The organism is Acinetobacter sp. YH12023 (genome assembly GCF_013420135.1).
GTDB lineage: Bacteria > Pseudomonadota > Gammaproteobacteria > Pseudomonadales > Moraxellaceae > Acinetobacter > Acinetobacter amyesii.
This window is the reverse complement of the sequence record NZ_VOYU01000010.1, coordinates 104184-131158: the sequence shown is the minus strand read 5'-3', so window position 1 is coordinate 131158 and position 26975 is coordinate 104184. Positions and strand designations below refer to the sequence as shown.

Here is a 26975-nt window from a genome sequence, read left to right as displayed (position 1 = left end):
TTTATATCTTAGTCTCGGAATAATGCTTGCGGGTTCAGCAACCCAAGCGGCAACTGCTGCAGATGCTTTCAGTTCTGAAAGCCCATGGATGTTCGGTGATTGGAACGGTCAACGAACAGCTCTCCAACAGAAAGGTTACGATTTTAGTTTTAGTTATGGTGGCGAATTAGCCACTTTATTAGATGCAAAGCATGCTTCTGGTCATGGCACTGAATATGCGGACCAATTCGCGATCGGGGCACATCTCGATTTAGAAAAAATTGCGGGTTGGAAAGATACTGAAGCGCAAATCAATATCACTGAACGTAATGGTCGTTCATTGTCTCAAACTTCAGATGCATTAAATGGTCATTTAAGTGCAACACAAGAAGTGTGGGGTCGTGGTCAAACTTGGCGTTTGACTGATTTTTGGATCAAGAAAAAATTCTTAGACCAAAAATTAGATATTAAAGTCGGTCGTTTTGGTGAAGGTGAAGATTTCAACAGCTTTGACTGTGACTTTCAAAACTTAGCACTTTGTGGTTCACAAGTGGGTAACTGGGTCGGTGACCAATGGTACAACTGGCCAGTCAGCCAATGGGCTGCTCGCGTGAAATATAACATTCAGCCTGAACTCTATGCACAAGTCGGGGTTTATGAATACAACCCTGAAAATCTAAAACGTGGTAAAGGTTGGAACTTGAGTACCGATGGTTCAAAAGGTGCGATTATTCCTGCTGAAGTAGTGTGGACTCCAAAAGTGGGGACACAAAAGCTTCCGGGTGAATACCGTGCAGGTTACTACTACAGTACCGCTGATGCCGATGTCATTGATAGCCCAATAAATGAAAAAGATCACCATCAAGGTGGTTGGATTGTGGCGAAACAACAACTGACAGCACACAAAGACGATGCCTCACGTGGTTTAAGCGGTTTTGTGAATGTTACTGTGCATGACTCAGACACCAACAATGTGAGTGATATGCAAAACATTGGCTTGGTATACAAAGGCGCATTCGATGCACGTCCTCAGGATGAAATCGCGATTGGCTTAGGTCGTATCAGCATTAATGATGATGTGAATGACGCCAATATTGCCAATAACAGCGTTGATGCACGCGGTCTACAAAGTGAAGAGTATGACGCAGAAATTTACTACGGTATTCATGCGGCAAACTGGCTAACTATTCGTCCAAATATTCAATATATCCGTCACGTCGGTGCTTACAAAAATGGTGAGAATGCGTGGGTCGGCGGTATCAAATTTCAAACAGCATTTTAATTGATGTCCAATTAGAGTTCTTATAAAAGCAATTCGGTAATTCTGAGAAGAATTACGATATTTCCCCCTTGAATTGTTTTTGTAACAACTTCTCTTTGCGACATAAAAACGGTGGTGCGTTGAATGTATTTCACGCACCAAATACAACATTCGACAATAGAGGTGGTCAACATGAGCAACCCATCTACTGGAACTGGGATGCGAACATTTACCGTCGTTGTGATGGCAATTTTCGCCTTAGTTCTATTGATTGGTGGTATCTGGCTGGCAGTCCTTGGCGGTTCTTGGTACTACATAATCGCCGGCCTGTTAATGCTGGCTTCAGCAATATACTTAAGAAAAATTCAAAACAGTTCTTTATACATTTATGCAGCGTTGATGCTGGGTACAGTGATTTGGGGACTTTGGGAAGCAGGTTCTGATTTTTGGGCACTTGCACCGCGTTTTGATATTTTAGGCTTATTGGGCCTTTGGTTACTGATTCCTGCCGTGACACGCGGTATGGAAAATGGCAAAACTGCGAAAATTGCATTATCAGGCACACTGGTGATTGCGATTATCGTGATGATCTATTCAATTTTTAATGATCCGCAAGAAATTAACGGTGAAATTAAAAATGCACAACCTCAAACAGCCAAAGCGATTGAGGGCATTGCTCCTGAAGATTGGCCTGCCTATGGTCGTACACAAGGTGGTGTACGTTATTCTCCACTTGCTCAAATCAATAGCGACAACGTGAAAGATTTAGAAGTGGCGTGGACTTTCCGTACAGGTGAATTACCAACAGAAAATGACTCAGGTGAAACCACAAACCAAGTCACTCCGATTAAAGTCGGCAATGACATGTTTATGTGTACAACTCACCAACGTTTAATTGCACTTGATCCTGCGACAGGTAAACAAAAATGGGCATTCGATCCGAAACTTAAAGCGGACAATACCTATCAACATTTAACATGTCGTGGTGTGTCTTATTTTGACGCAGCAAATACCACTCAGTTTGCAAAAAGCTTAGAGAACAAACGCTCGACTTCAACTGAATGTCCGCGCAAAGTGATCTTGCCTGTAAATGATGGTCGTTTGGTTGCAGTCAATGCTGACACAGGTAAAGCTTGTAGTGACTTTGGTCATAACGGCGAAGTCGATCTACAAAAAGATATGCCTTATCCGTATCCAGGCGGTTATATCCCAACTTCACCTCCAGTGATTACTGGTACAACCATTGTGATTGGCGGTTCAACTACCGATAACTTCTCGACTAAAGAGCCATCTGGTGTCATCCGTGGTTATGATGTCAATACTGGTGAATTATTGTGGATATTTGATACTGGTGCACAAGACCCGAATGCTATGCCAGGCGAAGGAAAAACTTTCTCTGTTGCGTCTCCAAACGCATGGGCACCTTTAGCCTATGATGAAAAATTAGATATCGTCTATGTTCCAACAGGTGTGGGTACTCCGGATATCTTCGGTGGTCACCGTACGCCATTAGATGAACGCTATGCAAACTCAATGCTTGCGATTAATGCATCGACTGGTAAATTGATTTGGAACTTCCAAACCACACATCATGATTTGTGGGATATGGATGTACCATCACAACCTTCATTGGCAGATATCAAAGATAAATCAGGTAATACTGTTCCTGCGATCTATGTCTTAACCAAAACAGGTAATGCATTCGTCCTTGACCGTCGTACCGGTAAAGCGATTGTGCCAATCACCGAAAAAGCGGTTCCACAAACTGTAAAACGTGGTCCACAAACTAAAGGTGAGCATTATTCTGCAACTCAACCGTTCTCTGATTTTGATTTAGCACCAAAAGATAAATTGACTGATAAACAAATGTGGGGTGCCACTATGTTTGACCAGTTGATGTGTCGTGTGTATTTCAAATCATTAAACTACGACGGTATTTATACACCACCTTCTGAAAATGGCACATTGGTATTCCCAGGTAACCTTGGGGTATTCGAATGGGGTGGTATGTCGGTGAACCAAGACCGTCAAGTTGCTGTGATGAACCCAATTGGCTTGCCATTTGTCACTAAGTTGATTCCTACAGATCCAAACCGTGAGCAAACTGCGAAAGGTGCGGGTACTGAACAAGGCGTGCAACCGATGTATGGCGTACCTTATGGGGTGGAAATCAAAGCATTCTTGTCACCACTTGGCTTACCTTGTAAACAACCTTCATGGGGCTTTACTGCGGGTGTAGATTTAAATACACATGAAGTGGTCTGGAAAAAACGTATTGGTACAATTCGTGACAGTTTACCGAAATTGTTCCAATTACCTGCTGTGAAAATTGGTGTACCGGGTCTTGGTGGATCAATCTCGACTGCTGGTAATGTCATGTTTGTAGGCGCAACACAAGATAACTATATCCGTGCAATCAATGTAACGAATGGTGATACTTTGTGGGAAGGTCGTCTACCAGCAGGTGGTCAAGCGACTCCAATGACTTATGAAGCAAATGGTAAACAATATGTTGTGATCATGGCTGGTGGTCATGGTTCATTTGGTACAAAACTTGGTGATTACCTTGTTGCGTATGCTTTACCAGATAAAAAATAAGTGATTTTACATCGCTAAATAAAAAGCCCGATTTATCGGGCTTTTTATTGGCTTAAATTCTTTATGTAAATTTATGCTAAGTAATAGAAAAATAATTCAATATATTAATAAATAAAAAGTAAAGGACCGAAATCCGCTATATCAGTGAAATTGCGACAGTCTTATCAATAAAATCGCTATTAAATATGTAAAAAACGCATTTTCTTGATAGATAAAATCTCGTTATGCTGTGCATTGTTATAATAGAAATTACTAGCTGTACGCCATGTATTTATATACTGATTTTGACCAGCAACTGGTTAATGAACGTGTTGCACAGTTCCGTGATCAAACGGAACGTTATTTAGCAGGTAAATTGACGGAAGATGAATACCGTCCACTGCGTCTTCAAAACGGCCTTTATGTACAGCGTTATGCACCGATGCTACGTATTGCAGTACCTTATGGCCTGATGAATTCTAAACAATTACGTAAAATTGCGTCATTGGCTCAGGACTATGACCGTGGTTATGCGCACGTATCTACTCGTCAAAACATTCAGTTTAACTGGCCTGCACTAGAAAATGTGCCTGATATGTTACAAGAGCTCGCATCTGTTCAAATGCATGCGATTCAAACTTCGGGTAACTGTATTCGTAACACCACCACTGACCAATATGCTGGTGTGGTTGCGGGTGAAATTGCTGACCCACGCCCAACGTGTGAATTGATTCGTCAATGGTCAACTTTCCACCCAGAATTCGCTTTCTTGCCACGTAAGTTCAAAATTGCAGTTTCAGCACTGGAAGAAACTGATCGTGCGGCAACGTCTTTCCATGATATCGGTGTGTATATCGTGAAAAATGAAGCAGGCGAGATTGGCTATAAAATCAAAGTTGGTGGTGGTTTAGGCCGTACCCCAGTGATTGGTAGCTTTATTCGTGACTTCTTGCCACGTGAAGATTTGATTGCTTATTTAGAAGCGGTACTTCGTGTATACAACTTACACGGTCGTCGTGATAACAAATATAAAGCGCGTATCAAAATTTTGGTGAAAGCATTAACACCAGAAGTATTTGCAGAGAAAGTGGAAGCTGAATTTGCACATACCATCAAAACTTTAAAAATTGATGCTGATACCTTGGCGAAAATGGATGAGAACTTCACACCATTTGATTACCAAGATTATGCGGATGAAGATTTTGCAGAGCAATTTGCCGCAGAGCCGAAATTTAAACAATGGTTCAACATCAACACCAATGCACATAAAGTCAAAGGTTACCGCATCGTTACGATTTCTTTGAAACGTGCGGGTATTGCACCGGGCGATATGACTGTTGAAGAAATGAACCTGATTGCTGACTTGGCTGACAAATATACCTTTGGTGAGTTCCGTACCACACATGAGCAAAACATTGCGCTTGTTGATGTACCGCAAAAAGATTTGTTTGATCTATGGAAAATCCTTGATCAACATAATCTTGCACGTGCGCATATTGGATTCTTAACCGACATCATTTGCTGCCCAGGTGGTGATTTCTGTTCATTGGCAAATGCGAAATCGATTCCAATTTCTGAAGCGATCTCTCGTCGTTTTGATGACTTAGATACCATTTACAATTTAGGTAAATTGGATCTGAACATCTCTGGTTGTATGAATGCGTGTGGTCACCACCATGTCGGTAATATCGGTATTTTAGGTGTAGATAAAAAGGGTGCTGAGTTCTATCAAATCACTTTGGGTGGTAATGCCGACCATGATGCATCAATTGGTGACATCTTAGGCCCATCATTTGCAGCCGAAGTTGTACCAGACATCATTGAAGAAATCTTAAATACTTATCTAGACCTTCGTGCTGAAGGCGAAGAGTTTATTGATACTTACCGCCGTGTTGGCATCCAACCATTTAAGGAGCGTGCATATGCTTAATACAGCACTACAAGTCCTCTCTAAAGATGGCTCGATTGCAGACAATACTTACCAAGTCATTGGTGAAGATGGTGTGTTGCCACAAGGCGACGTGGTTTTAACAGTTGAGCAGTTAGATCAACTTGCGAATGTGTCTGGTAAAAAAGCACTTTTCGTCACGGTGGATGCTTCACCTGAAACCAATGAATTCCCGCTTGACCAGTTAGATGCTATTTTCATCGAATTTGCCGGTTTTAACGATGGTCGAGGTTACTCATTTGCTGCATTGTTACGTCGCCAAGGTTTCCAAGGAGAACTACGTGCGACAGGTGATGTATTCAAAGACGTGTTGAACTACATGAAGCGTTCAGGTTTCGATACTTTTGTAGTGAAAGAAGGTAAAGATATTGCTGAAGCTGCTGCTGGCTTAGGTGATTTTACCAATCCATATCAAGCTTCAACTGCAGTGCCGCAAGCGCATTATCAAACTGGTGCTTAAGTGCCTTGATCAATAAAAAAGCCTCCATTCGGAGGCTTTTTTATTGATCGAAATACTTTTAATGAGTGATTATTCATTTTTAAGCTGGCAATTGACCATCCATTTAATACCGAACTGATCGGTAAATGCGCCATCGAGTGCACCCCAAAAGGTCTTTTCGAGAGGCATTTCTATAGAGCCACTTTTGGACAATGCATCAAACAATCGTTTGGCTTCAGCTTGTTCACTGCTTTCTAAATTAATCGAAATATAGTGATTGCTGCCTAAGGTAAAGGGTTGATTGGATTGCGCACAGAATTGTTCGTTGACATCTGAGGCCATCAGCACGGTAAATTCATTGATCGGTAGGGAAATATGCATAATCTTTTGCTGATCTGCATCGGATAGTGAAATGCCTTCCTCAGCAGGCATATCACCATAACGCATCACATTGAGGAACTCTCCACCAAATACAGAACGATAAAAATTAAAGGCTGCCTCGGTATTGCCTTGAAAATTCAAGTAGTGATTGAGCTGCATGGTGGTCATCCATTTTTATTATGTCGACATTTATTTTAAGAGCCTTGGCTGAGCTGTATGTGAACAATTTATGTCTAAAATGTAAGCATAAAAAATCCCTCTTACAGAGGGATTTTCAGTCTCCCTCCTTTATTAAAGGAGGGGTTAGGGGAGGATTAAAGAATATTCCCTCTAAATCGCCCTTTGTGAAGGGAGTCAGCAGAGGATTAAAGCAATTCAATCGCCACAGCAGTCGCTTCACCACCGCCAATACACAGCGCTGCAATACCACGTTTACCGCCTGTACGTTTTAATGCATGGATCAGCGTTAAGATAATGCGTGAACCTGTAGAACCAACAGGATGTCCAAGCGCACAAGCACCCCCGTTGATATTTACTTTTTCAGCATCTAATTTAAATTCATCAATAGGACACATCGTGACCATGGCAAAAGCTTCATTAATTTCCCATAAATCGACATCAGCAACATTCCAACCCGATTTATCTAGAACTTTTTGAATTGCGCCTACAGGTGCAATGGTAAACTCGGACGGATGCTGTGAATTTGATGCATAAGCCACAATTTTCGCTAGTGGATTTAAGCCCTTTGCTGATGCTTGTTCTGCTGATGTTAATACTAAAGCAGACGCACCATCAGAAATAGAACTGGCATTGGCAGCGGTAATTGTTCCATCTTTAGCAAAAGCAGGGCGCAGTGTTGGAATTTTTTCGATATTGGCGTTAAAAGGCTGTTCATCTTTATCGATAATCACATCGCCTTTACGACTCGAAACAGTGACAGGCACGATTTCGTCAGCAAAATAACCCTCAGTAATTGCAGTTTGAGCACGTTTAAGCGAGCGAATGGCGAAGTCATCCATTTGTTCACGTGTATAGCCTTTTGTGTTTGCCATATCCTGCGCAAAAGAACCCATGAGTCGGCCCGTTTCTGCATCTTCTAAACCATCTAAGAACATATGATCTTTAACGTCACCGTGGCCCATACGGTAGCCAGCTCGTGCTTTGGTTAAAACATAAGGGGCATTGGTCATTGACTCCATACCACCTGCAACCACGACTTGAGCCGAACCTGCCTTAATCATATCTGCCGCTTGCATCACGGCCTTCATACCTGAACCACACAGCTTGTTGATGGTTACGGCACCAGTTGAATCTGGAAGACCGGCTTTACGCATCGCTTGACGGGCAGGACCTTGTTTCAGACCAGCCGGAAGCACACAGCCCATAATGACTTCTTCAACATCTGTCGGTTGTATACCCGCGCGTTCGATGGCTGCTTTAATCGTAACTGCGCCTAATTCTGGTGCAGTGACAGCGGCTAAACTCCCTTGAAAACCACCCATTGCTGTACGGGCACCATTCACGATGACGATATCAGTCATTACATGTCTCCATTTTCTTATACATTAATTTTTGAATACGTCAGCAGTATAAGTAAAATTGAACAGGAATAAAGCAAATTTAAAAAGCTGCTTTGGACTCACCGGTTCTCAAATTAGCAACTGATTGGGTTTTCAAATCGTAAATGTCCCATTCGACTTAAGACTGCTCGGATCGGTTGAAGCGTTGATTTCGAACAGTAGTAGAAACTACCATTTGAACCATTGGGTAAACCGGAGCTAGCCTGAAAGGTTAGGCTCGGAATGTGTAAAGTCCCACGCCAAGACAGATCGCCATATTTTAAATTGAGTTTATCTTGCAGCAATATTTTTTCATTTGCGTCGACTTGACGGTTTTTATTACTGTCAATAAATATGATCAGACCACTGTTCCAGTTGTTAGGTTGGCAAAGTTTAAAGTTAAGACTAGGACAAATGACAATATTGGAATGATAAATAGTGGCCTGAGTCCGTGCGAATGCATTGTGATTCTGAATAGTCAATTTGATGTTATTCGCTTCTCGCTGCGCCATTAAATTGTTGAAATGTGGTAAAGCTATCGTCACGATAATGACCATAATCGCAATTGAGACCAAAAGTTCAAATAACGTAAAGCCAGTTTCTTTATTGTAAAGCATTGATTTAATCCAAAATTTAATATTATTTTTATATGTCTAATGTTATATGTGTTTTTAATGGCGATATTAATTTTGAGTATAGAATTTTATTACTCAATTTTAGATAAAGCTGTTAAAATGAAAATAGCAAGTGACAATAGGCGATTCACTGCTCAAAATTGAGTAAAAATTTACCGAATTACAACGGAAATTGTAAGTAATTTTGTCAATAATTTACTTGATTAGATTAATCAAGCACTTGGAAAAAGAAAAAAGTGTTTGTATGATTCAGCGTGAATAGCTTAAAAAAAAAACTGGGGTATAAGAAAGCCTATCTCAGGATAGCCAATTTTTCGGCTTGAGCTTGAACAACAATTGTTATCTCTGGAGGATAAATCCATGAAAATGAGTCGTATTGCATTAGCAATGCTCGTAGCTGCTCCTTTAGCAGCTGCAAACGCAGGCGTAACTGTTACTCCATTAATGCTTGGTTACACTTTCCAAGATTCTGAACACAACAACAGCCGTGGCAACCTTACTGAAGGTCCAGAGCTACAAGACGACTTGTTTGTTGGTGCAGCACTTGGTGTTGAATTAACTCCATGGTTAGGTTTCGAAGCTGAATACAACCAAGTTAAAGGCGATGTGGATACTGATTGGGGTGAGTACAAACAAACTCAAATCAACGGTAACTTCTATGCTACTTCTGATTTGATCACTAAAAACTATGACAGCAAAGTTAAGCCATATGTATTGTTAGGTGCTGGTCACTACAAATACAAATTTGACGAAGCTGCTGCTCGTGGTTTAGGTGCTGACCGTGGTACTACTGAAGAAGGTACTTTGGGTAATGCTGGTCTAGGTGCTTTCTGGCGCTTAAACGATGCTTTATCTCTACGTACTGAAGCTCGTGCTACTTACAACATCGATGAAGATTTCTGGAACTACACAGCTTTAGCTGGTCTTAACGTAGTTCTTGGCGGTCACTTGAAACCTGCTGCTCCTGTAGTTGAAGTTGCTCCTGTAGCTCCAGTTGCTCCAGTTGCTCCAGCTCCTCAAGAGTTGACTGAAGATCTTAACATGGAACTTCGTGTGTTCTTTGATACAAACAAATCTAACATCAAAGATCAATACAAACCTGAAATCGCTAAAGTTGCTGAAAAATTAGGTGAATACCCTAATGCTACAGCTAACATCGAAGGTCACACAGATAACACTGGTCCACGTGCTCTAAACGAACGTTTATCACTAGCTCGTGCTAACTCTGTTAAATCTTCACTTGTTAACGAATACAACGTTGACCCAGCTCGTTTATCTACTCAAGGTTTCGCGTGGGATCAACCGATCGCTGACAACAACACTAAAGAAGGCCGTGCTATGAACCGTCGCGTATTCGCTACGATTTCTGGTAGCCGTACTGTAGTGGCTCAACCTGGTCAAGCTCAATAATTTGAGTTTAACTTCGGTTAGAAAAAAGCGGCTCTTTTGAGTCGCTTTTTTTTGTTAAAAATTTAAAAAAGGAGATTTAAATTTGGCTAAAAGGCACTAACGCAAAAGCGTTATTTACTTTTAAATAATCGTTGGATGTAAAAGAATTTATCTATTCATGTGGCAATTAACCATGTAATAATTCAAACTATTTGTATATTAATTAATCATTTGTTTGCCTGAGAACTTTAATTTAACATGCACAGTTTGTGTTTTTATTTTTTATAAAATTAATAATAAACAATTATTTACATTTGTCTTATCTACAATTTATAAAAAATGAATATTTATATTTTTCATTAAAAAAATATTATCATCGAGATTCATGATGCAGTTAAGAATTATTCTAAATATAATAATGATTCTTATTCAAACAAATTAAGCGTTCAACAATGATCAATTTTCCAAAAACTCATTTAGTCCGTGCGATTTCAATCGCGATCTTAGGGGTGGGCACATCTGCAGTAGTAAATGCAGCAGAGCGAACCGTGCTTGAAACGATTGAAGTTGAGGTACCAGCTGAAAAGCAGCTTGCAAATGGAAAATTGAAAGCGCAGACAGACCTTGGTGCACTGGGAAATAAAAAAATTGTTGATACGCCATTTAGCGTTGCTGCATATAGTGAAAAGTTAATTGAAGAACAGCAGGCTAGGACAGTTGGTGAAGTTTTAAAAAATGATGCGAGTATCCGTATTACCACCAACCAAGGTCATATAAACGAAAACTTTAATATTCGTGGCTTTGACATCAATCACGATGACATTGCACTCAATGGTATGTACGGTATGGCGCCTTATGGACGCGTACCGACTGAATTTCTAGATTCGGTAACGGTTTTAAAAGGCCCGAATGCCTTGGTTGCAGGTATGTCGCCTGCTGGTGGGGTCGGTGGTGTGGTCATCGCTCAAACTAAGCGTGCAGATAAAGAAAAAACTCAAGTTTCAGCTTCAATGGAAGAAGGTGGTTTTTACCAATCAGGTTTTGACGTTTCGCGACGTTTTGGTGCTGAAAAAGAGTTTGGTTTGCGTATGAATGGTGCTTATGGTCAAGGTGAGCACATTATTGAAGGCATGGAAGATAAACATGCATCAGGTGCAATTGCTGCAGACTATACAACGGATAAGTTAAAACTTAATTTTGATGCCTATGCGGTACGTGATGATCGTAATGGTGGGTCACCTGCAATGGTCGCGTTCGGCGTGAAAGACGCACATGGTCATATCTATAATGGCGTACTTGATGCGCCTAAAGGCGATACCAATTATTTTAGTAATTTAGAAGGTCATACAGATAGTGAGTTTGTAGGATTAAGTGGTGAATATGCATTTACACCTGATTTAAATGTGTATGCAGGTGTAGGGCATATTGAAAAGGCCTATAGCGGACACATTTTTGGTACGCGTCTTATCGTAGGGCAAGCTGATGGTCATGCTACTTCACAGTACTATCGTACAGGGTCATCTGAGTCGATTACATCAGCCAATACAGGTTTCCAATATAAGTTTAATACAGGTGCTGTAAAACATGCCTTAAATGTAAGAGCTGACTACTTGACCAAAGAAACAGATCAGCATGTGAAAGCGACGCAAGAGAATATTGAATCAACCAATTTGTATGCTCCTAACACGACTGTAGGGATGCCTTCAGCGTACCCAATGGTTAAACCGAATTTAGATAATAAATATACCAGCTATACGGTATCTGATCAGATTTCAATGTTAAATGATAAATTGCAGCTGATTGTTGGTGCACGCTATCAGGATATCGATACCAAGAATTTACAAAGAAAGACTGGCTATCAAGATGATAAAATTTCGCCAAGCTTAGGTGTTGTGGTTAAACCATTTGGTGAGAATCTTTCTATTTATGCAAACTATGTTGAAGGTCTTTCTGAAGGTATAACGGTGAATAACGTTGCAGATGCCAACAATAATGTCACCTTTGCGCCATTCCAAACCAAACAATATGAATTGGGTGCAAAATATCAAGCAGGTTCTTGGTTGAATACATTTGCCCTTTATCAAATTGAAAAACCATCGACCATGGTATCTTCATATTCTGATGGTCAACCCAATAGTACAATCAATCAAATTACCACAGATGATGCAGAAACAAGTTCACGTGGCGTGGAATGGGCATTTTCAGGAGAGATTTATACAGGTCTAAATCTGATGGGTAGTTTGGCTTATATCGATGCGGAATATACCAAAGCAGCGGTGAAAAATGGTGTAACTAATCAAGGCAATACAGTATATGGTATTCCTGACTTTACCGCAACGCTTGGCTTAGATTATGCGGTACCTTATGTAGATGGTTTAAATGTGAATGCGCGTGCAAATTATGTGAGTGAACAATATTTAAATGAAACTAATAGTCTTAAACTACCAGACTATACAATCTTAGATTTAGGTGCGCGTTATAAAACCAATTTGGGTGGTGTAAATACTACATTCTTAGCCAATGTTGATAACGTGACTGATGAGAAATATTGGGAAGGTACATTCAACTCAGGTTATGCCTTAGTGGGTGGTCCACGTACCTATAAAGTCGGCGTGACTTTTGATTTCTAAGTTAGATTAGTTTTTTTAATATAAAAAGCCACCTATTCAAGGTGGCTTTTTTGCAAATGAATGATTTACGGAATATATTGCTTAACCACACCGTCATCGAGTAATTGTTGGAAATGTTCAACCACACTTTGTTGAATATTTCGGTACTCAATGCCCAATTCTTTTTTACTTTTTTCAGCATTAAAGTAAATTGGGTAACCCATATTCAGTTCAACAAACTTTCGTGGGAAACCTGCAAGAGGGCCAAATGCTTTAAAGGCAAACTTCGGTAAGGTATTGCGTGGAAAAGGAAATTTATTACCAAAATGCGAGCGTAATATTTTCCCCATTTCTAATAAACTTAAAGTACCACCGCTAATGATATAACGACCTGATGCTTTAGGGTTTAATGCTGCTTGTACGTGCGCTTCGGCGACATCACGGACATCGACAATTCCATTCCACATTGGTGGAACACCCGCCAAAGTCATACCATTGGCAAACTGCTGTAAAACCTCAACACTGCCAGACTGAGTCGATGCTGTTAATGAAGGGCCCATCACTAAGGCTGGATTTACGCAAACCAAATCCCAGCGTTGTTGTGCTTTTTGCATATCCCATGCTTTTCGCTCTGCCATAACTTTTGAATACGGATAAGGCTGATGCGTCTCAGAGCTAGAAGTGTTCCAGTGCGATTCATCAAACTGATTATGTTTGGTTTGTAAAATATCAATTGCATCACCATAAGTTGATGCAATGCTTGACGTTACCACCACTCGCTTAACGGATTCAGTTTTATTTACACTATTGAGTACATTTTCAGTGCCTATCACCGCAGGCTCAATAATGTCTTTAATCGCGTCTTTATAGTTGGTCACTACAAAAGGGGACGCCATGTGAATGACAATATCGCAGTCCTGCATTGCTGTATCGAATGCACCTTGATCGAGTAGATTGGCCTGGAATAATTTTAATGTGCCACTGGTTTTTGCTGCAATGTTTTCTAAATGGATGAAGCTGGCTTTTTTGTTGAGATCTCGAACTGTGGCATGTACGGTATGCCCAAGTTCAAGTAAGTTTTTAATGACCCAACTGGCAATATAGCCTGTTGCGCCTGTGACGAGTATCTGTGTTGTTGTCTTACTATTCATATTCTTCAACTTTAATTGACGCATTTTTTATCATATTGAGAATATTTGGTTTTGTCTTTGATTGATTTGAAAAAATATATGTTGATGATTGGGTTTAATACGCTCTAAATTCAGCAGAAAATGCATGTGAATGCTGTAAAAGTACTTTTTTATTGATTTAAAAAACGCGAATATAGGATGAATGTTGGATAGATGTATATTCTTATGATTATGGACGCAAAATCTCACAAATAAATGGACAAAGAGTCATATCTAACTTGTGTCCTTTAATTTAAAGCCTAGATATTAGGTCTAGGCTTCTTCATTTCGTATAATCGCCATTATGTTAAATAGAGGAAAAATACTGTAAAGTTCAGGTTTTAATAAGGGGTTTATATTAAATAAAAAATAGATATATGCTGTCTTTTTGAAAAAAAAGAGAATTTTAATGGATAACACGCAAGAAGCTTTATATCTTAATCGTGAGAAGTTTTTAGAATGCAATTGGGAACTTGATATTCCTGAAGGTGATCATCATGGTTATTCTACTATTAGAATGAGTTTACAAGCATTAGCGAGTAAAATGTTGGATGCAGAAAAACATGATAGTCAGAAGATTCTTGAATTACTCTTTAGAGCTTCTTCAATGATGCTTGTGCCAGATAGCTTAAATGAGCCATTTAAGCCTATTTTTGAAGATTTTCAAATGGGGAGAAGGTCTGCAACTCCAGAGGACTTTACTGAATATGAATTATCTTTTTTCGAACAAATATTAGATGACATAAACGAACCGTATTTAAAGGCAAGAATTGCAGATTTATTATGGTTATTGCTTAAACCTAAAAAAATCCATCATGTAAAAATAGCAATTGATACTTATCTTATGCATGACATTGACGATAAATCTTGGCATAGAGATATTGGACAGTGCTTCGAACGAGCGGCACGTTTAGCCATACAAAGTAATGATTGGGAACGTTTAGATAAGATTAAAAGCTTACTTTTTGCAGCTTTTCTTAAGGAATATCCAAACAGTAAGTACATGCAATTATGGCTTGCAGATTTATTAGATAAATTAAGAATAGACAAGGATCTAAGATCTCAAATAGGCCAGAATATCTATAAAAAAGCACAAGAATTAAAAAATACTGGTGACTTTCATTCAGCTATTTCATATTTTGAGTTATCCGCAAAAAAAAATAAGCAATGTAACGAGCAGGAAAAATATTTAGAGTCGCTTATTGGCATAGCTGAGTGTTATGAAAGTGAAGCTGATATTCGAAGTGCTCATAGCAATCTAGCTGCAAATGGATTCTATGAAAATGCTATTCAAGCGTATCGTCGAATTCCTGCCAAAGAAAGAAATAGATATAGTATTGAAAATAAAATAAGAGTCGTTCGTACGAAGATAATATCTTCAGGGCAAGCTTCTTTAGATGAAATGGTATCTTTAGAATCACCACCTGTAGATATTTCTGAATTAGTTGAAGTATCTATTGAACATGTAAAAGGAAAGCCTACTCCTCAAGATGCTTTATTATATTTTACTGGAATTACTCATCCCACTAACTATGAGCAACTATTAAAGAATTCACAGGAAACTTTACAGAATAGTATTTTTGGGAGTTTATTTGGCGGACGTCATTTAAGTAGAGATGGCCGTGTTATTGCCAAGACCCCAAGTATGAATCTCAATGCGAGTACAGATGATCTAGATAATCAAGCAGTTTTATATCAACAAATGCAAAGTCAATTTGCCATTCACATTGATCTTGCTATACAAAGCCAAATTCTTCCTGCATTGAGACAACTACTTACAGAGCATAGGGTAACCAAAGAATTAATAATTGCTCTATGTAATCAATCTCCTATAGTTCCCAAAGATAGAGCTTTTTTATTAGGGAATGCTTTATGGTTAGGTTTTGAGGAAGAATTTGGTCTTGCGATACATCTTCTTTGTCCACAAGTTGAACATATAGTGAGATCAAAATTAAAGGAAGCTGGTTGTATAACAACTAATCTTGATAAAAATGGTATAGAAAACGAGAATGGATTGAGCACGTTAATGGAGCTTCCCGAAACAGAACAAATTTTCGGTAAAAGTTTGGTTTTTGAATTAAAGAGTATTTTTACCGAAGCAATAGGTTTTAATCTACGCAATAATGTTGCACATGGTTTATTAGATGATAATGATTCAATATCATTAGCCAGTATTTATGCATGGTGGATGATTCTAAGATTAGTTATTAGATCAATTGTTTGCGGTCAAATTAAAAGAGATTGATTGTTTTAAGCTACTTTATTTATAGGTCATTATTTCTAAAATTAACATAATACACCTTATACGAAATTCTATTTTTTATTTCATATAAATCACTATCTTATACTTATATAAAAAGCCCAATCATCAACGATGGGGCTTTTTGTTGATTCTTCATGTTTCACGGTTTTGTTTAATGATATAGCAAACAAAAATGTCCAGATTAAATATGAATAGTTATCCAAGTCGTTATTCATTCTGAAGATAGACAAATAACAGGATTGGGGCGTCATTGATGGTCAAATTCACGTACAATATTGACTAATTTGTAGGTATAGATCCTGCCTTATCAGTTGATTCTGTTCTCCCGTTGAATATTGGCATACACATGGCGCAAGCAAAGAAATCTTTTCCGCAGCAAAAATCGGAATTACATGCACGAAATCTGCATCGCAGTCGTTACGATTTTCCTCAACTCATCAAGAGTTGTCCGGAACTTGCACCTTTTGTCAGCCCAAATAAATATAATGATTTATCGGTAGATTTTTCTGATCCACACGCTGTGAAAATGCTCAATAAAGCATTGCTTAAGCATTTTTATGGCATTCAATATTGGGATATTCCCAAAGATTTTCTTTGCCCGCCTATTCCGGGCAGGGCTGACTATATTCACTATTTGGCTGACTTGTTAAGTGCCAACAACAAAGGGCAGATTCCAACAGGACACACCGTTCAAGTCTTAGATATTGGGGTTGGTGCGAACTGTATTTATCCGATTATTGGTCATCGCAGCTATGGCTGGAAATTTGTAGGCTCAGACATACATGCTGCATCGGTTAAAAGTGCTCAATTTATTGTGGAGGCCAATCCGAATCTGCGTAAAGGCATTCAGATTCGATTGCAAAAAAAAGCGAGCAATATTTTTAATGGTGTGATTAAACCTTCAGATCGTTTTGATTTGACCATGTGTAATCCACCATTTCATGCCTCGCAAGATGAAGCCAACGCGACAGCAACGCAAAAATTAAGAAAACTGGGCAAGCCAGTTGATCGGAGCAAGGTGGTATTAAACTTTGGCGGTCAAAAGAACGAACTCTGGTGTGATGGCGGCGAAGAGCGATTTGTCTGCCAAATGGTACAAGAGAGCATCCAGTTTGCTGAACAATGTCTTTGGTTTAGTACGCTGGTTTCCAAGAAAACAACATTGCCAGTGCTTTTAAAGGCCTTAGCGAAGAGCGGTGCAGTGGATGTGAAAACCATTAAAATGACGCAGGGACAAAAAGAAAGCCGTTTTGTCGCTTGGACTTTTTTAGATTTAAGGCAACAGCAAGCGTGGAAGAAAGCACGTTGGACTTCAGCTTAAGTCCGTCTTCGTTGGAGATTTTCGCCTTGTCTTTGACAGCAATGCATAGGGCATCAGTATAAAGTTTCCTATAGCGATAAGCACAGTGTGTTGAATCAATCTGGAGATATTTTTGCTAAACAAGACGTATTGTTAATTGTTACAAAAAACAGCATCCAGCGATTTTTGATTATTTCGTGTTCTAAATGCCTTGAATATTCTGCAAGGGCTTCTTTTATATGTGAAAAATGCGCGGAATTGAACTGCAAATGCGTATGTTTATCATTTAAATTATATAAAAATCATAAGCTTACAAAAATTATATTTTGCATTCATTTTGAAACTTGTCCATAATATTTGAAAAGGGTATGGAGTGAAGAAAATGCGTGGCAATCCAGAAGTCGTAGACTACTTAAATATGCTGATCGGTGGCGAACTGGCTGCTCGTGATCAATACTTAATTCATTCCCGTATGTATGAAGATTGGGGCTTAAGTAAAATCTTTGAACGTATCGATCATGAAAGCCAAGAAGAAGGCTCACATGCAGATGCATTGATTCGTCGCGTATTGTTCCTTGAAGGAACGCCGAATATGAATCGTGATGATATTGAAGTCGGTACAGACGTTGTGACTTGTTTAAAAGCGGATTTGGCGCTTGAATATCATGTTCGTGAGAAACTTGCTCAAGGCGTAAAATTGTGTGAAGAAAAGGGTGACTATGTGACCCGTGATATGCTCCGTCAGCAAATGTCAGATACTGAAGAAGATCATACCTACTGGCTTGAAAAGCAAATGCGTTTGATCGAACTCATTGGTCTTCCAAACTATATTCAGTCTCAAATGTAATTTAAAAAATATCAAAATAAACCCAGCTTCTGCTGGGTTTTTTATTAAGTCATGAAAACTATTGTTGTAGTTTTTTGATATCTGCCAAAACTTGCGCCGCATGTGTCTGTGTATTCACACTACTGTAGTGATACACAATAATGCCTTTCGGATCAATCAGAAAGGTTTCACGTTTGGCAACTTTCAAAATCCCTAAGTTTCGTACAATACCTAACTGTGTCGCCAGTTTATGTTGTTGATCGGCAAGAATTGGAAAGGGAAGTCCGAGTGATTTAGAGAATTTTTGATGTGATGCAACATCATCTAAGCTTGCGCCCAAAACAACAGCATTACTTTTTAAAAATTGTGGATATAGGGTTTTAAATTGATTGGCTTCTTCTGTACAACCGGGTGAGTTGTCTTTAGGGTAAAAGTACAGAACGAGCCATTTCCCTTGATATTGCTTCAGTTCGTGCCATTTTTCATTTTGATCTTGCAATTTAAAGTTGGGTGCGGGTGTGCCTACCCATTGTTTTTGTTTGTTTTGATTGGTGCTGAGTATGGATGTTTCAGCAACTGTGATTTGGGTAGTTGCTATTAAAGCACATGTCATGAAACAGATTTTTAGCAATGAAGAAACTTTCATAGAGCATCAGTTTATATTGTTCTTTATCTGATCTTAGCAAATTTTAAAGCGCTGTAGGCTAGCTGATTTTATATTTATTGAAGTCGATTTCGAATGTCTTTTGGCAAATCGGTTGATGTGCTGAAATGCCACTATCAAACGTGCTCTGAACTTTTATACTATTTGGAATCGTTTAATTTTAGAGTTTGCATTGAAACAACAGATTTTACTTATTACTGGATGGGGCGGCGGTAGTAAATTACTTGCTCCTTTACAGCAGGCATTGATCACCCAAGGTTATCAGGTCGAATTATGGAATATTTTTGATGCCTTAAATCTAGCAGTGCTGGAACAGAAAGTTGAATTGGCGCAGCAATTTGATGTGATTATTGGCTGGTCCCTTGGTGGTCAATTGGCGACGATTTTGGTAGATGAAATTCAAAAAAAATATCAACAACAGAAAGTGCTGATCACATTAGGCTCAAATCCAAGTTTTGTAGCTGATGAACAGTGGCCTGCTGCGATGGATCAAGCGAGTTTTCAAAGCTTCAAACAATCTTTCGAGCAGGATGCGATTTCGACCCTAAAGAAGTTTGGTTATATGGTTTGTCAGGGTACTGATAGCACTAAGCAAGATTTCATCACCTTGCAAAGTTTGATTCAAGCGCAAAATTTAGATGTGCTTCGAGCAGGATTGAACTGTTTGGAGAAGCTTAATAATGTCAGTATCTTGAAAAATTACACTGGTCATCAATACCATTTGTTTGCTAAGCAAGATTTTTTAGTTAATTACAAAGTTGGACGCTTACTGCATAATTTAGCTGTAAAGTTTTTGGAGACTGAATTGGTTTCTGGCTCACATGGCTTTCCCTTGTTTCTATCTGAAGTCATAAGTTGCAAAATCTGCCAATATTTAAAGAAAATAGAACAAATCTCTGAATAGCTGGGCTTTATGGCAATTTATTTTTCATTGGCGTGGGGTTAACATCTTGCCTCATTGATGTTTAAGCCTGATACATGGAGTGAGGGATGGCCAATTTAACCGATCTACAATTTGATCAGCAACATATTTGGCATCCCTATACATCGATGACTCAGCCCCTTCCAACGTTTAAAGTGAAACGTGCGCAAGGGGTAATGATTGAGCTTGAAGATGGTCATCAATTGATTGATGGTATGTCTTCATGGTGGTGTGCGATTCATGGTTATAACCATCCTGAGCTAAATCAAGCTGTGACCGATCAACTGCAACAGATGTCTCATATCATGTTTGGTGGATTGACACATGATCCCGCGATTCAACTAGCTAAATTACTGTTAAAAATCACACCGCCCAGTTTAGATAAAATCTTCTTTGCTGATTCAGGTTCGGTTGCTGTCGAAGTAGCCTTGAAAATGGCAGTGCAGTATTGGGCGTCTTTGCATCAACCGAATAAAACCAATTTTGTCACACCACGTTCTGGCTATCATGGCGACACTTGGAATGCGATGTCTGTGTGTGATCCCGTGACTGGGATGCATCAGATTTTTGGTTCAAGTTTGCCAAATCGATTTTTTGTTCCTGCGCCTCAAGTTGGCTTTTATGATGCTTGGGATCAGTCGGATATTGAAGAATTAGAAATGACTCTTTCTAAACAGCATGAAAATATTGCGGGATTAATTCTTGAGCCGATTGTGCAAGGTGCGGGAGGCATGCGTTTCTACCATCCTGAATATTTGCGTCAAGCTAAATTACTCTGCGAAAAATACAATATCTTGCTGATCTTCGATGAGATCGCGACAGGTTTCGGGCGTACAGGAAAATTATTTGCATGGGAATGGGCTGAAGTTGAGCCGGACATTATGTGTATTGGCAAAGGCTTGACTGGCGGATATATGACTTTGTCAGCAACTCTGACTACCAAGCATATCGCAGAAACCATTAGTCAAGGTGAGGCAGGTGTATTTATGCATGGGCCAACCTTTATGGCGAATCCGCTGGCGTGTGCAGTTGCGCTGAAAAGTACTCAACTTTTAATGCAACAGGACTGGGCGAGTAATATTCAACGTATAGAACAACAGCTAAAGTTGGGCTTGAGTTCGTTAGCTAAACTCAATTATGTGCAAGATGTGCGTGTGCTTGGTGCCATTGGTGTTGTGGAATTGACCTTTAATGTCGATATGAAAACGCTACAACAGGAGTTTGTTCGTCGTGGTATTTGGATTCGTCCATTTGGGAAACTGGTTTATGTGATGCCACCCTATATTATTTCTGAGTATGAATTAAAAATTTTGCTAGAACAAATGGTTGAGGTGGTGAAAAACATGGGGCAGTCGGTATGAATCTGCTTAGCCATTTTTCAGATCAACTTGATCAACTGAAACAGCAAGGCAACTTACGTCAGTTCACTTCTAATCTTCAGCACGATCATTGCATCAGTATTCACGATCACAATATGTTGAATTTAGCGTCAAATGACTATTTAGGTCTGGCTTCAAACCTACATCTACGTGAACAGTTTTTTGATGAAACCCCGAACGCACAGCGTTGGATGAGTTCATCCTCTTCGCGGTTACTGACGGGAAACTTTCCTGAATATGAACAACTTGAATCAACATTAAGTGATGCCTTTCATGGCCGATCAGCACTGTTATTTAATAGCGGCTATCACATGAATATCGGGATTTTACCTGCACTGGCAGACAGTAAAACCTTGATATTGGCGGATAAGCTGATTCATGCCAGTATGATTGATGGCATCCGATTATCGAGTGCGAAATATGTACGTTATCGCCATAATGATTTGGCGCATCTTTCTCAGCTTTTATGCAAATATCATGAAGATGAGGCTTTTGAGCGGATCATTGTGGTGACTGAATCGATTTTTAGTATGGATGGTGATGAAACCGATTTGGCTGAATTGGTACGGATCAAAAAACAATTTCCTAAAGTGATGTTGTATGTCGATGAGGCACATGCGATCGGTGTGCGCGGTGAGCGTGGTTTAGGCTGTGCTGAGCAATATCGGGTGATGGATGATATTGATCTTTTAGTCGGTACATTTGGTAAAGCACTGGCTTCAATAGGGGGATATCTCATCTGTCATGCGATTATTCGTGACTATTTGATTAACTCGATGCGACCGTTGATTTTTAGTACCGCACAGCCCCCGATCTGTATGGCGTGGACAGATTTTATTTTCAAGAATGTTTTAAATTTAAAAGCAGAGCGTCACCATTTACAGCAAATCAGTCAAAATTTGCAACAAGCTGTGCAAGCCAAAGGTTTTGATTGTCCATCTACATCACATATTGTGCCTGTCATTATTGGCGAGTCGAATAAAACTGTTGCCAAGGCTCAAGCTTTGCAAGCGGCAGGTTTTTATATCATGCCTGTACGTCCACCCACTGTGCCGCAGCATAGTTCGCGCTTACGCATTTCACTCACTGCTCAGATTACACAAACTGATTTGGATCAGTTGACTCAATTGTTGTGAGTGACTTGTGAATAATTTTGAGATTGATAAATCCCAAGTGGCGTTACGCTTTGCTCAGGCAGGGCACAGCTATGCTGAACATGCCGTAGCACAAAAAGAGATTGCTCAACATTTATTTGAGTTGATGCAGCAGTATTGTCCAAAGTTGCAAAATCATCCTGTGGAAACGCTTTTTGAAATTGGATGTGGCTCGGGGAATTTAAGCCATTTAATGCTGGAAAATATGCAAATCAATCGTTTGGTTTTAAATGATCTATATGCAGAAATTCAACAGTATTTTCAGTCAAGTCCGCAGATTCATTACTGGCTTGGAGATATCGAACAACTTGAATTTCCACAGCATATCGACTTGATCGCATCGAGTTCGGCTTTGCAATGGGTAGGGAACTTTGCGGGCATTGTCGAAAAAGCCTTTCAAAGTTTAAATCCAGAGGCATATTTTTGTTTTTCGACCTTTGGACAGCAGAATTTACAGGAAATAAAAGCTTTGACTGGGCAGGGTTTGGACTACCTCGATATCGACATGCTTCAAGCTATATTAAGTCAAAATGGTTTTGAAATTCTGTATCTTTCAGAGCAGACAGCGGCATTATATTTTGATCATCCAAAGCAGGTTTTGCAGCATTTAAAAGCGACAGGTGTGACTGCGACAGCCTCACATTTTCGTTGGACGAAACAATCGCTCTTTGATTTTTATTCAGCATATCAACAGTTTTCTTTGCGTGATGAAACTGGGCAGATGCGTTATACACTGACCTATCATCCGATTTTTTGTATTGCACGGAGAATGCCATGACAGGGCAAGTTTATTTCATTAGTGGGATCGATACAGGCATCGGTAAAACATATACCACGGGCTATTTGGCTAAAATATGGAATGAACAAGGCACGCGAACGATCACGCAAAAGCTGATTCAAACCGGCAATGTTGATGTTTCTGAAGATATTGAACAACATCGTCAAATTATGGGTACAGGGTTGTTGGTCGAAGATGAAACCAAACTCACGATGCCTGAAATATTTAGTTATCCTGCGTCGCCACATCTCGCTACCAAAATTGATGGACGTGACATTGATTTTGCTAAAATCGAATACGCGACAAAACGTTTAACTGAAAAATATGACAACGTTTTACTCGAAGGTGCGGGTGGGTTGATGGTGCCATTAACCACGGATCTTTTAACCATCGACTATGTTGTAGAGAAACAATATCCCGTTATTTTGGTGACATCAGGTCGTTTGGGCAGCATTAACCATACGATTTTAAGTTTGGAAGCACTAAAAAGTCGTGGCTTGGCACTTTATGCACTGGCTTATAATTTAAATGATGAATCGCAAGATGCATTGATTTCTAAAGATACTGCTGAATATTTAAAAGCATATTTAGCCAAACACTTTTCAGGGGCGTTATGGATTGATGTTCCTGTATTGGCATAATGGGCTAACTCTTTATATTAACAATGATTGGGCGTATTTATGACGGATCATGCGTTTATAGAACTTGCGATTCAACTTGCGAAAGAAAATATTGAGCAAGGTGGTCGGCCATTTGGTGCTGTGATCGTTAAGCATGGCGTTGTGGTGAGTACAGGGGTGAATCAAATATGAATCTCGGGCGATCCGACATCTCATGCCGAGTTAAATGCATTAAGACAAGCCGCACAAAATTTAAATACGACGTCTTTGAAGGACTGTGTCGTTTATGCGAGCGGACAACCGTGTCCAATGTGTTTGGCAGCTCTGCGAATGGTTGGAGTTGAAAAAATTGTGTATGCTTATTCAAATGCTGATGCAGAAGCCTATGGCTTATCTACAGCAGAGATTGCCGAAAAATTAAGACATGAACCTCATGAACAGCAAGGGTTGAGTTTTAGTCAGTTAAAGCCAAACTGTGATCATAAGCTATATGATTTTTGGAAGCAGAAAAATACTTAATAAATACTATGAGTTTATTTCTGTGTCACTAACTGTATAGATTTCTGTGAAGAATTAAAAAAGCCAACGGAGGTGATCAGTTGGCTTTTTTGTTGGGGAGCAATTATTGATTTGCTGAGACCCCAATTTTTTTGACATTCAAACGTTGTGCTGCTGCCATCACCATAGCGACATCTTTATATTCTGTCATTTTGTCAGGTTGCACTTTGATCGTATCCTGATCTGCTTGTTGTGCAACACCAGCAAAAAGTGTTTCTAAAGCTTGCTTATTGGCAACGGGTTGACCATTCCAAAATAATTTACCCTGCGCATCAATCCGTAAAGTGACTGGCTCAGGCGGCTTTTCATTGGTTGGCGGTGGCGTACCGTTTGGTAAATCAATATTGATCGAGTTATTTGGAATTGGAATTGTGATAATAAACATAATGAGCAAAACCAACATCACATCGATCAATGGCGTCATGTTGACGTCCAACATAACATCATCGTCTTTATCGGAACCGACATTCATTCCCATACCTTGTCCCTCATCCGATTATGGTGCGGCAACAGGAGTCGTGACAAAAGCAATTTTGCCAATTCCTGCTGCTTGTGTTGCACTAATGACTTCATCAATCGCTTCATATTTTGTCACCTGATCGCCACGGATATGAACTTCAGGTTGCGGACGCTTTTTAGCTTCCGCTTGTAGTCGACTGATCAGCGTGTCTTTATCTGCAATGTATTTTTCATTCCAGAAGATATCGCCATTTTTATTGACAGCAATCTGAATATTGATCGGTTTAGTTTCATAAGGTGTGTTTTTTTCCTCAGGTAACTTCACCGGAACTGTATGGATTGCAACAGGTACTGTAATTAAGAAAATAATGAGCAGCACCAACATAATATCAACCAAAGGTGTTGTATTAATGGCTGAAATTACATCATCTTCGTCACCATCTGAATTGACCATCATTCCCATGGCTGATGCCTCTCTTATTTTGTGTCGTTATTATTGTTTTTGATCTCACCGCTTAAAAGTACGGTGTGTAGATCTGAACCAAAGGTACGAACATTATCTAGAACTGCTTTATTACGACGCGTTAACCAGTTATAGCCAAGAACCGCAGGTACTGCTACAGCCAAACCAATTGCCGTCATAATTAGGGCTTCACCGACCGGGCCTGCAACTTTATCAATAGATGCTTGACCTGAAATACCAATTGCCGTTAAAGCATGGTAAATACCCCAAACTGTACCGAACAAACCCACAAATGGTGCAGTCGAACCGACAGTTGCGAGAAAAGCTAATCCACCACTTAAATGGCTTTGAATTTTATCGATAGCACGCTGGATTGAAATAGTCACCCATGTGTTGAAGTCGATACGTTCTAACAGGTTGCCACCATGTTTTTTAGTTGAATTAATGCCTTTTTCTGCAATGAAGCGGTAGGCGCTAGACTCATCAAGCGTTTCAGCAGCGCTATCAATTGAAGCAGCATCCCAAAATTTAGCTTCGGCTTCTTTGCCTTGACGTTTAATTTTAGCTTGTTGAATAAATTTAGTGACCATGATGTACCAAGTTCCAATCGACATCAGGACCAAGATAAAGAGTGTCGATTTAGCAACGATGTCACCTTCACGCCATAGTGCTTCTAAGCCATACGGGTTATAGACTTCTTTGGTTGCTGTAGGCATTGGTGGCGGTGCAGGTGTATTTGTTGTATTCGTAGTTTCTACTTGTGTTGTTGCAGTATTTGCAGATTCTTCAGCAAATGCAGCTTGCAGTGGGAGTAATGTACTTGTTACTAAAACTGTAGCAGATGCAAAAATACGTGCAGATTTCATCATTTTATTCATTCATATTCTCCAAATTTTTGTAGATTTATTAATCAAGTTTAAATTCGTATTCAAGTTCATACCAATCTTCAACTGGCTCACCATTTTTGAGTGCAGGTTTAAAAGTACATAAGCTGAATGCTTTACTTGCGGATTTATCTAAAGATTTAGTACCACTCGATTTTTTAACCTTCACTTGCTTTGCACTTCCATCTGTACCAACAAGAACAGAAATATGGACTGTGCCTATTTCTCCAGCCATTTCGGCCTCACGTGGATATGGTGGTTCTTTACATCCAACACTTCCTTCAGAAGCACCACGTGTTTCTCCAGCTGGTTTTGGAGCAGGGGCAGGTGCTGGAGCTGCTGCAGCTACAGGTGCTGGTGCTGGTGCTGGTGCTGCCACAGGACTAGGAGATGGGGAAGCTGTAGGCGTAGGTGTTGATACGGCTTTAACTGTTTGAGTTGGTGCAGCTTTTTCAACGACCTTTTGTTCAGGTTGAGGGTCTGGTGTTTTGAGCACTTCCTTAACGAGTTTTGGTAATTCAGGTGGTTTTTCAATTGGTTTCGGTTTTTCTGGCTCAAGTTTTTTATCTTGAATAATGATTAATTCAACAGGTTCTTCTACAGTTTTCTCACCTTTTTTGGACAGGCCAGTAATTAATCCGTAGAGTACAATGAGATGCAGAAGAATGACTGCCCCAATTCCGATCAGGCGTTTGCCGGAATTATTTTCTAATTCGGAAAAGCTTTTGCCCATTACTACTCCTGAAATGTGAGACAAAC

At 39.7% G+C, this 26975-nt stretch carries 23 protein-coding genes and 1 pseudogene; 15 read left to right on the top strand and 9 right to left on the bottom strand.

Going from position 1 to position 26975, the window contains the following annotated elements:
- Nucleotides 1-22 precede the first annotated feature (22 nt).
- From FTT92_RS12085 to FTT92_RS12070, 4 genes are all read left to right on the top strand, one after another.
- Nucleotides 23-1261 (top strand): carbohydrate porin, encoded by a 1239-nt coding sequence (locus FTT92_RS12085; RefSeq protein WP_257231705.1) that lies wholly within the window; start codon nucleotides 23-25, stop codon nucleotides 1259-1261.
- 171 nt (nucleotides 1262-1432) lie between these two features.
- On the top strand, nucleotides 1433-3838 hold the full coding sequence (locus FTT92_RS12080; RefSeq protein WP_180172224.1) for a glucose/quinate/shikimate family membrane-bound PQQ-dependent dehydrogenase: 2406 nt from the start codon (nucleotides 1433-1435) through the stop codon (nucleotides 3836-3838).
- A gap of 265 nt (nucleotides 3839-4103) precedes the next feature.
- Nucleotides 4104-5747, top strand: a complete 1644-nt coding sequence (locus FTT92_RS12075) for a nitrite/sulfite reductase (protein WP_078190090.1) — start codon at nucleotides 4104-4106, stop codon at nucleotides 5745-5747.
- On the top strand, nucleotides 5740-6225 hold the full coding sequence (locus FTT92_RS12070; protein ID WP_168379542.1) for a DUF934 domain-containing protein: 486 nt from the start codon (nucleotides 5740-5742) through the stop codon (nucleotides 6223-6225). Before FTT92_RS12075 ends, FTT92_RS12070 begins: the two co-directional genes overlap by 8 nt.
- Nucleotides 6226-6294: 69 nt before the next feature.
- Here FTT92_RS12070 and FTT92_RS12065 read toward each other — a convergent pair whose 3' ends face one another.
- From FTT92_RS12065 to FTT92_RS12055, 3 genes are all read right to left on the bottom strand, one after another.
- Complete coding sequence (locus tag FTT92_RS12065) at nucleotides 6295-6744, bottom strand: VOC family protein (protein ID WP_180172223.1); 450 nt, start codon at nucleotides 6742-6744, stop codon at nucleotides 6295-6297.
- A 206-nt stretch (nucleotides 6745-6950) separates the two neighbouring features.
- Nucleotides 6951-8126 (bottom strand): thiolase family protein, encoded by a 1176-nt coding sequence (locus FTT92_RS12060; protein WP_111885014.1) that lies wholly within the window; start codon nucleotides 8124-8126, stop codon nucleotides 6951-6953.
- 113 nt (nucleotides 8127-8239) lie between these two features.
- Nucleotides 8240-8761 carry a GspH/FimT family pseudopilin gene (locus FTT92_RS12055; protein WP_180172222.1) on the bottom strand — a complete coding sequence of 174 codons (522 nt, stop codon included), beginning with the start codon at nucleotides 8759-8761 and terminating at the stop codon, nucleotides 8240-8242.
- A gap of 378 nt (nucleotides 8762-9139) precedes the next feature.
- Here FTT92_RS12055 and omp38 point away from each other — a divergent pair, with 378 nt between their 5' ends.
- Both omp38 and FTT92_RS12045 read left to right on the top strand, forming a co-directional pair.
- Nucleotides 9140-10189: an outer membrane protein Omp38 gene (gene omp38 / locus FTT92_RS12050; protein WP_180129926.1), complete on the top strand. Its 1050-nt coding sequence runs from the start codon at nucleotides 9140-9142 to the stop codon at nucleotides 10187-10189.
- 431 nt (nucleotides 10190-10620) lie between these two features.
- The gene (locus FTT92_RS12045; protein WP_180172221.1) at nucleotides 10621-12798 is read left to right on the top strand and encodes a TonB-dependent siderophore receptor; all 2178 of its coding nucleotides are present in this window, start codon (nucleotides 10621-10623) and stop codon (nucleotides 12796-12798) included.
- Nucleotides 12799-12863: 65 nt separating this feature from the next.
- On the opposite strand, the gene FTT92_RS12040 is transcribed toward FTT92_RS12045, so the two are convergent.
- Nucleotides 12864-13928 (bottom strand): aldehyde reductase, encoded by a 1065-nt coding sequence (locus tag FTT92_RS12040; RefSeq protein WP_180172220.1) that lies wholly within the window; start codon nucleotides 13926-13928, stop codon nucleotides 12864-12866.
- Nucleotides 13929-14355: 427 nt separating this feature from the next.
- On the opposite strand from FTT92_RS12040, the gene FTT92_RS12035 reads away from it, so the two are divergent.
- The 3 genes from FTT92_RS12035 (at nucleotide 14356) to bfr (ending at nucleotide 18356) form a co-directional block, all read left to right on the top strand.
- On the top strand, nucleotides 14356-16191 hold the full coding sequence (locus FTT92_RS12035; RefSeq protein ID WP_180172219.1) for a DUF4209 domain-containing protein: 1836 nt from the start codon (nucleotides 14356-14358) through the stop codon (nucleotides 16189-16191).
- A 364-nt stretch (nucleotides 16192-16555) separates the two neighbouring features.
- Entirely contained in the window at nucleotides 16556-17530 is a 975-nt protein-coding gene (gene rlmF / locus FTT92_RS12030) for a 23S rRNA (adenine(1618)-N(6))-methyltransferase RlmF (protein WP_078194245.1), read from the top strand.
- Nucleotides 17531-17891: 361 nt separating this feature from the next.
- Nucleotides 17892-18356: a bacterioferritin gene (gene bfr, locus FTT92_RS12025; RefSeq protein WP_067762676.1), complete on the top strand. Its 465-nt coding sequence runs from the start codon at nucleotides 17892-17894 to the stop codon at nucleotides 18354-18356.
- A 58-nt stretch (nucleotides 18357-18414) separates the two neighbouring features.
- Here the strand turns inward: bfr and FTT92_RS12020 are convergent, their stop codons facing one another.
- Nucleotides 18415-18948: a peroxiredoxin gene (locus FTT92_RS12020; protein WP_372491124.1), complete on the bottom strand. Its 534-nt coding sequence runs from the start codon at nucleotides 18946-18948 to the stop codon at nucleotides 18415-18417.
- A 223-nt stretch (nucleotides 18949-19171) separates the two neighbouring features.
- On the opposite strand from FTT92_RS12020, the gene FTT92_RS12015 reads away from it, so the two are divergent.
- The 6 genes and pseudogenes from FTT92_RS12015 (at nucleotide 19172) to FTT92_RS11990 (ending at nucleotide 24371) form a co-directional block, all read left to right on the top strand.
- Nucleotides 19172-19903 carry a YqiA/YcfP family alpha/beta fold hydrolase gene (locus tag FTT92_RS12015; RefSeq protein ID WP_180172218.1) on the top strand — a complete coding sequence of 244 codons (732 nt, stop codon included), beginning with the start codon at nucleotides 19172-19174 and terminating at the stop codon, nucleotides 19901-19903.
- An 86-nt stretch (nucleotides 19904-19989) separates the two neighbouring features.
- Nucleotides 19990-21282, top strand: coding sequence for an adenosylmethionine--8-amino-7-oxononanoate transaminase (gene bioA / locus FTT92_RS12010; RefSeq protein WP_180172217.1), 1293 nt, complete (start codon nucleotides 19990-19992; stop codon nucleotides 21280-21282).
- Nucleotides 21279-22436 (top strand): 8-amino-7-oxononanoate synthase, encoded by a 1158-nt coding sequence (locus tag FTT92_RS12005; protein WP_180172216.1) that lies wholly within the window; start codon nucleotides 21279-21281, stop codon nucleotides 22434-22436. Before bioA ends, FTT92_RS12005 begins: the two co-directional genes overlap by 4 nt.
- Before the next feature lie 7 nt (nucleotides 22437-22443).
- Nucleotides 22444-23232: a malonyl-ACP O-methyltransferase BioC gene (bioC, locus tag FTT92_RS12000; protein WP_180172215.1), complete on the top strand. Its 789-nt coding sequence runs from the start codon at nucleotides 22444-22446 to the stop codon at nucleotides 23230-23232.
- Nucleotides 23229-23873, top strand: a complete 645-nt coding sequence (gene bioD, locus FTT92_RS11995) for a dethiobiotin synthase (protein ID WP_180172214.1) — start codon at nucleotides 23229-23231, stop codon at nucleotides 23871-23873. Before bioC ends, bioD begins: the two co-directional genes overlap by 4 nt.
- Nucleotides 23874-23912: 39 nt before the next feature.
- Nucleotides 23913-24371 (top strand): annotated as a pseudogene (locus FTT92_RS11990) (nucleoside deaminase).
- 103 nt (nucleotides 24372-24474) lie between these two features.
- Here FTT92_RS11990 and FTT92_RS11985 read toward each other — a convergent pair.
- Genes FTT92_RS11985 through FTT92_RS11970 form a run of 4 tightly spaced genes read right to left on the bottom strand, consistent with a single transcriptional unit; the run spans nucleotide 24475 to nucleotide 26949 of the window.
- Nucleotides 24475-24888, bottom strand: a complete 414-nt coding sequence (locus FTT92_RS11985) for a biopolymer transporter ExbD (RefSeq protein ID WP_078190075.1) — start codon at nucleotides 24886-24888, stop codon at nucleotides 24475-24477.
- Between the two features lie 18 nt (nucleotides 24889-24906).
- Nucleotides 24907-25332, bottom strand: coding sequence for a biopolymer transporter ExbD (locus FTT92_RS11980; RefSeq protein ID WP_078190074.1), 426 nt, complete (start codon nucleotides 25330-25332; stop codon nucleotides 24907-24909).
- Between the two features lie 14 nt (nucleotides 25333-25346).
- Complete coding sequence (locus FTT92_RS11975) at nucleotides 25347-26210, bottom strand: MotA/TolQ/ExbB proton channel family protein (protein WP_078194237.1); 864 nt, start codon at nucleotides 26208-26210, stop codon at nucleotides 25347-25349.
- 28 nt (nucleotides 26211-26238) lie between these two features.
- On the bottom strand, nucleotides 26239-26949 hold the full coding sequence (locus FTT92_RS11970; protein WP_180172213.1) for an energy transducer TonB: 711 nt from the start codon (nucleotides 26947-26949) through the stop codon (nucleotides 26239-26241).
- Nucleotides 26950-26975: the final 26 nt, after the last annotated feature.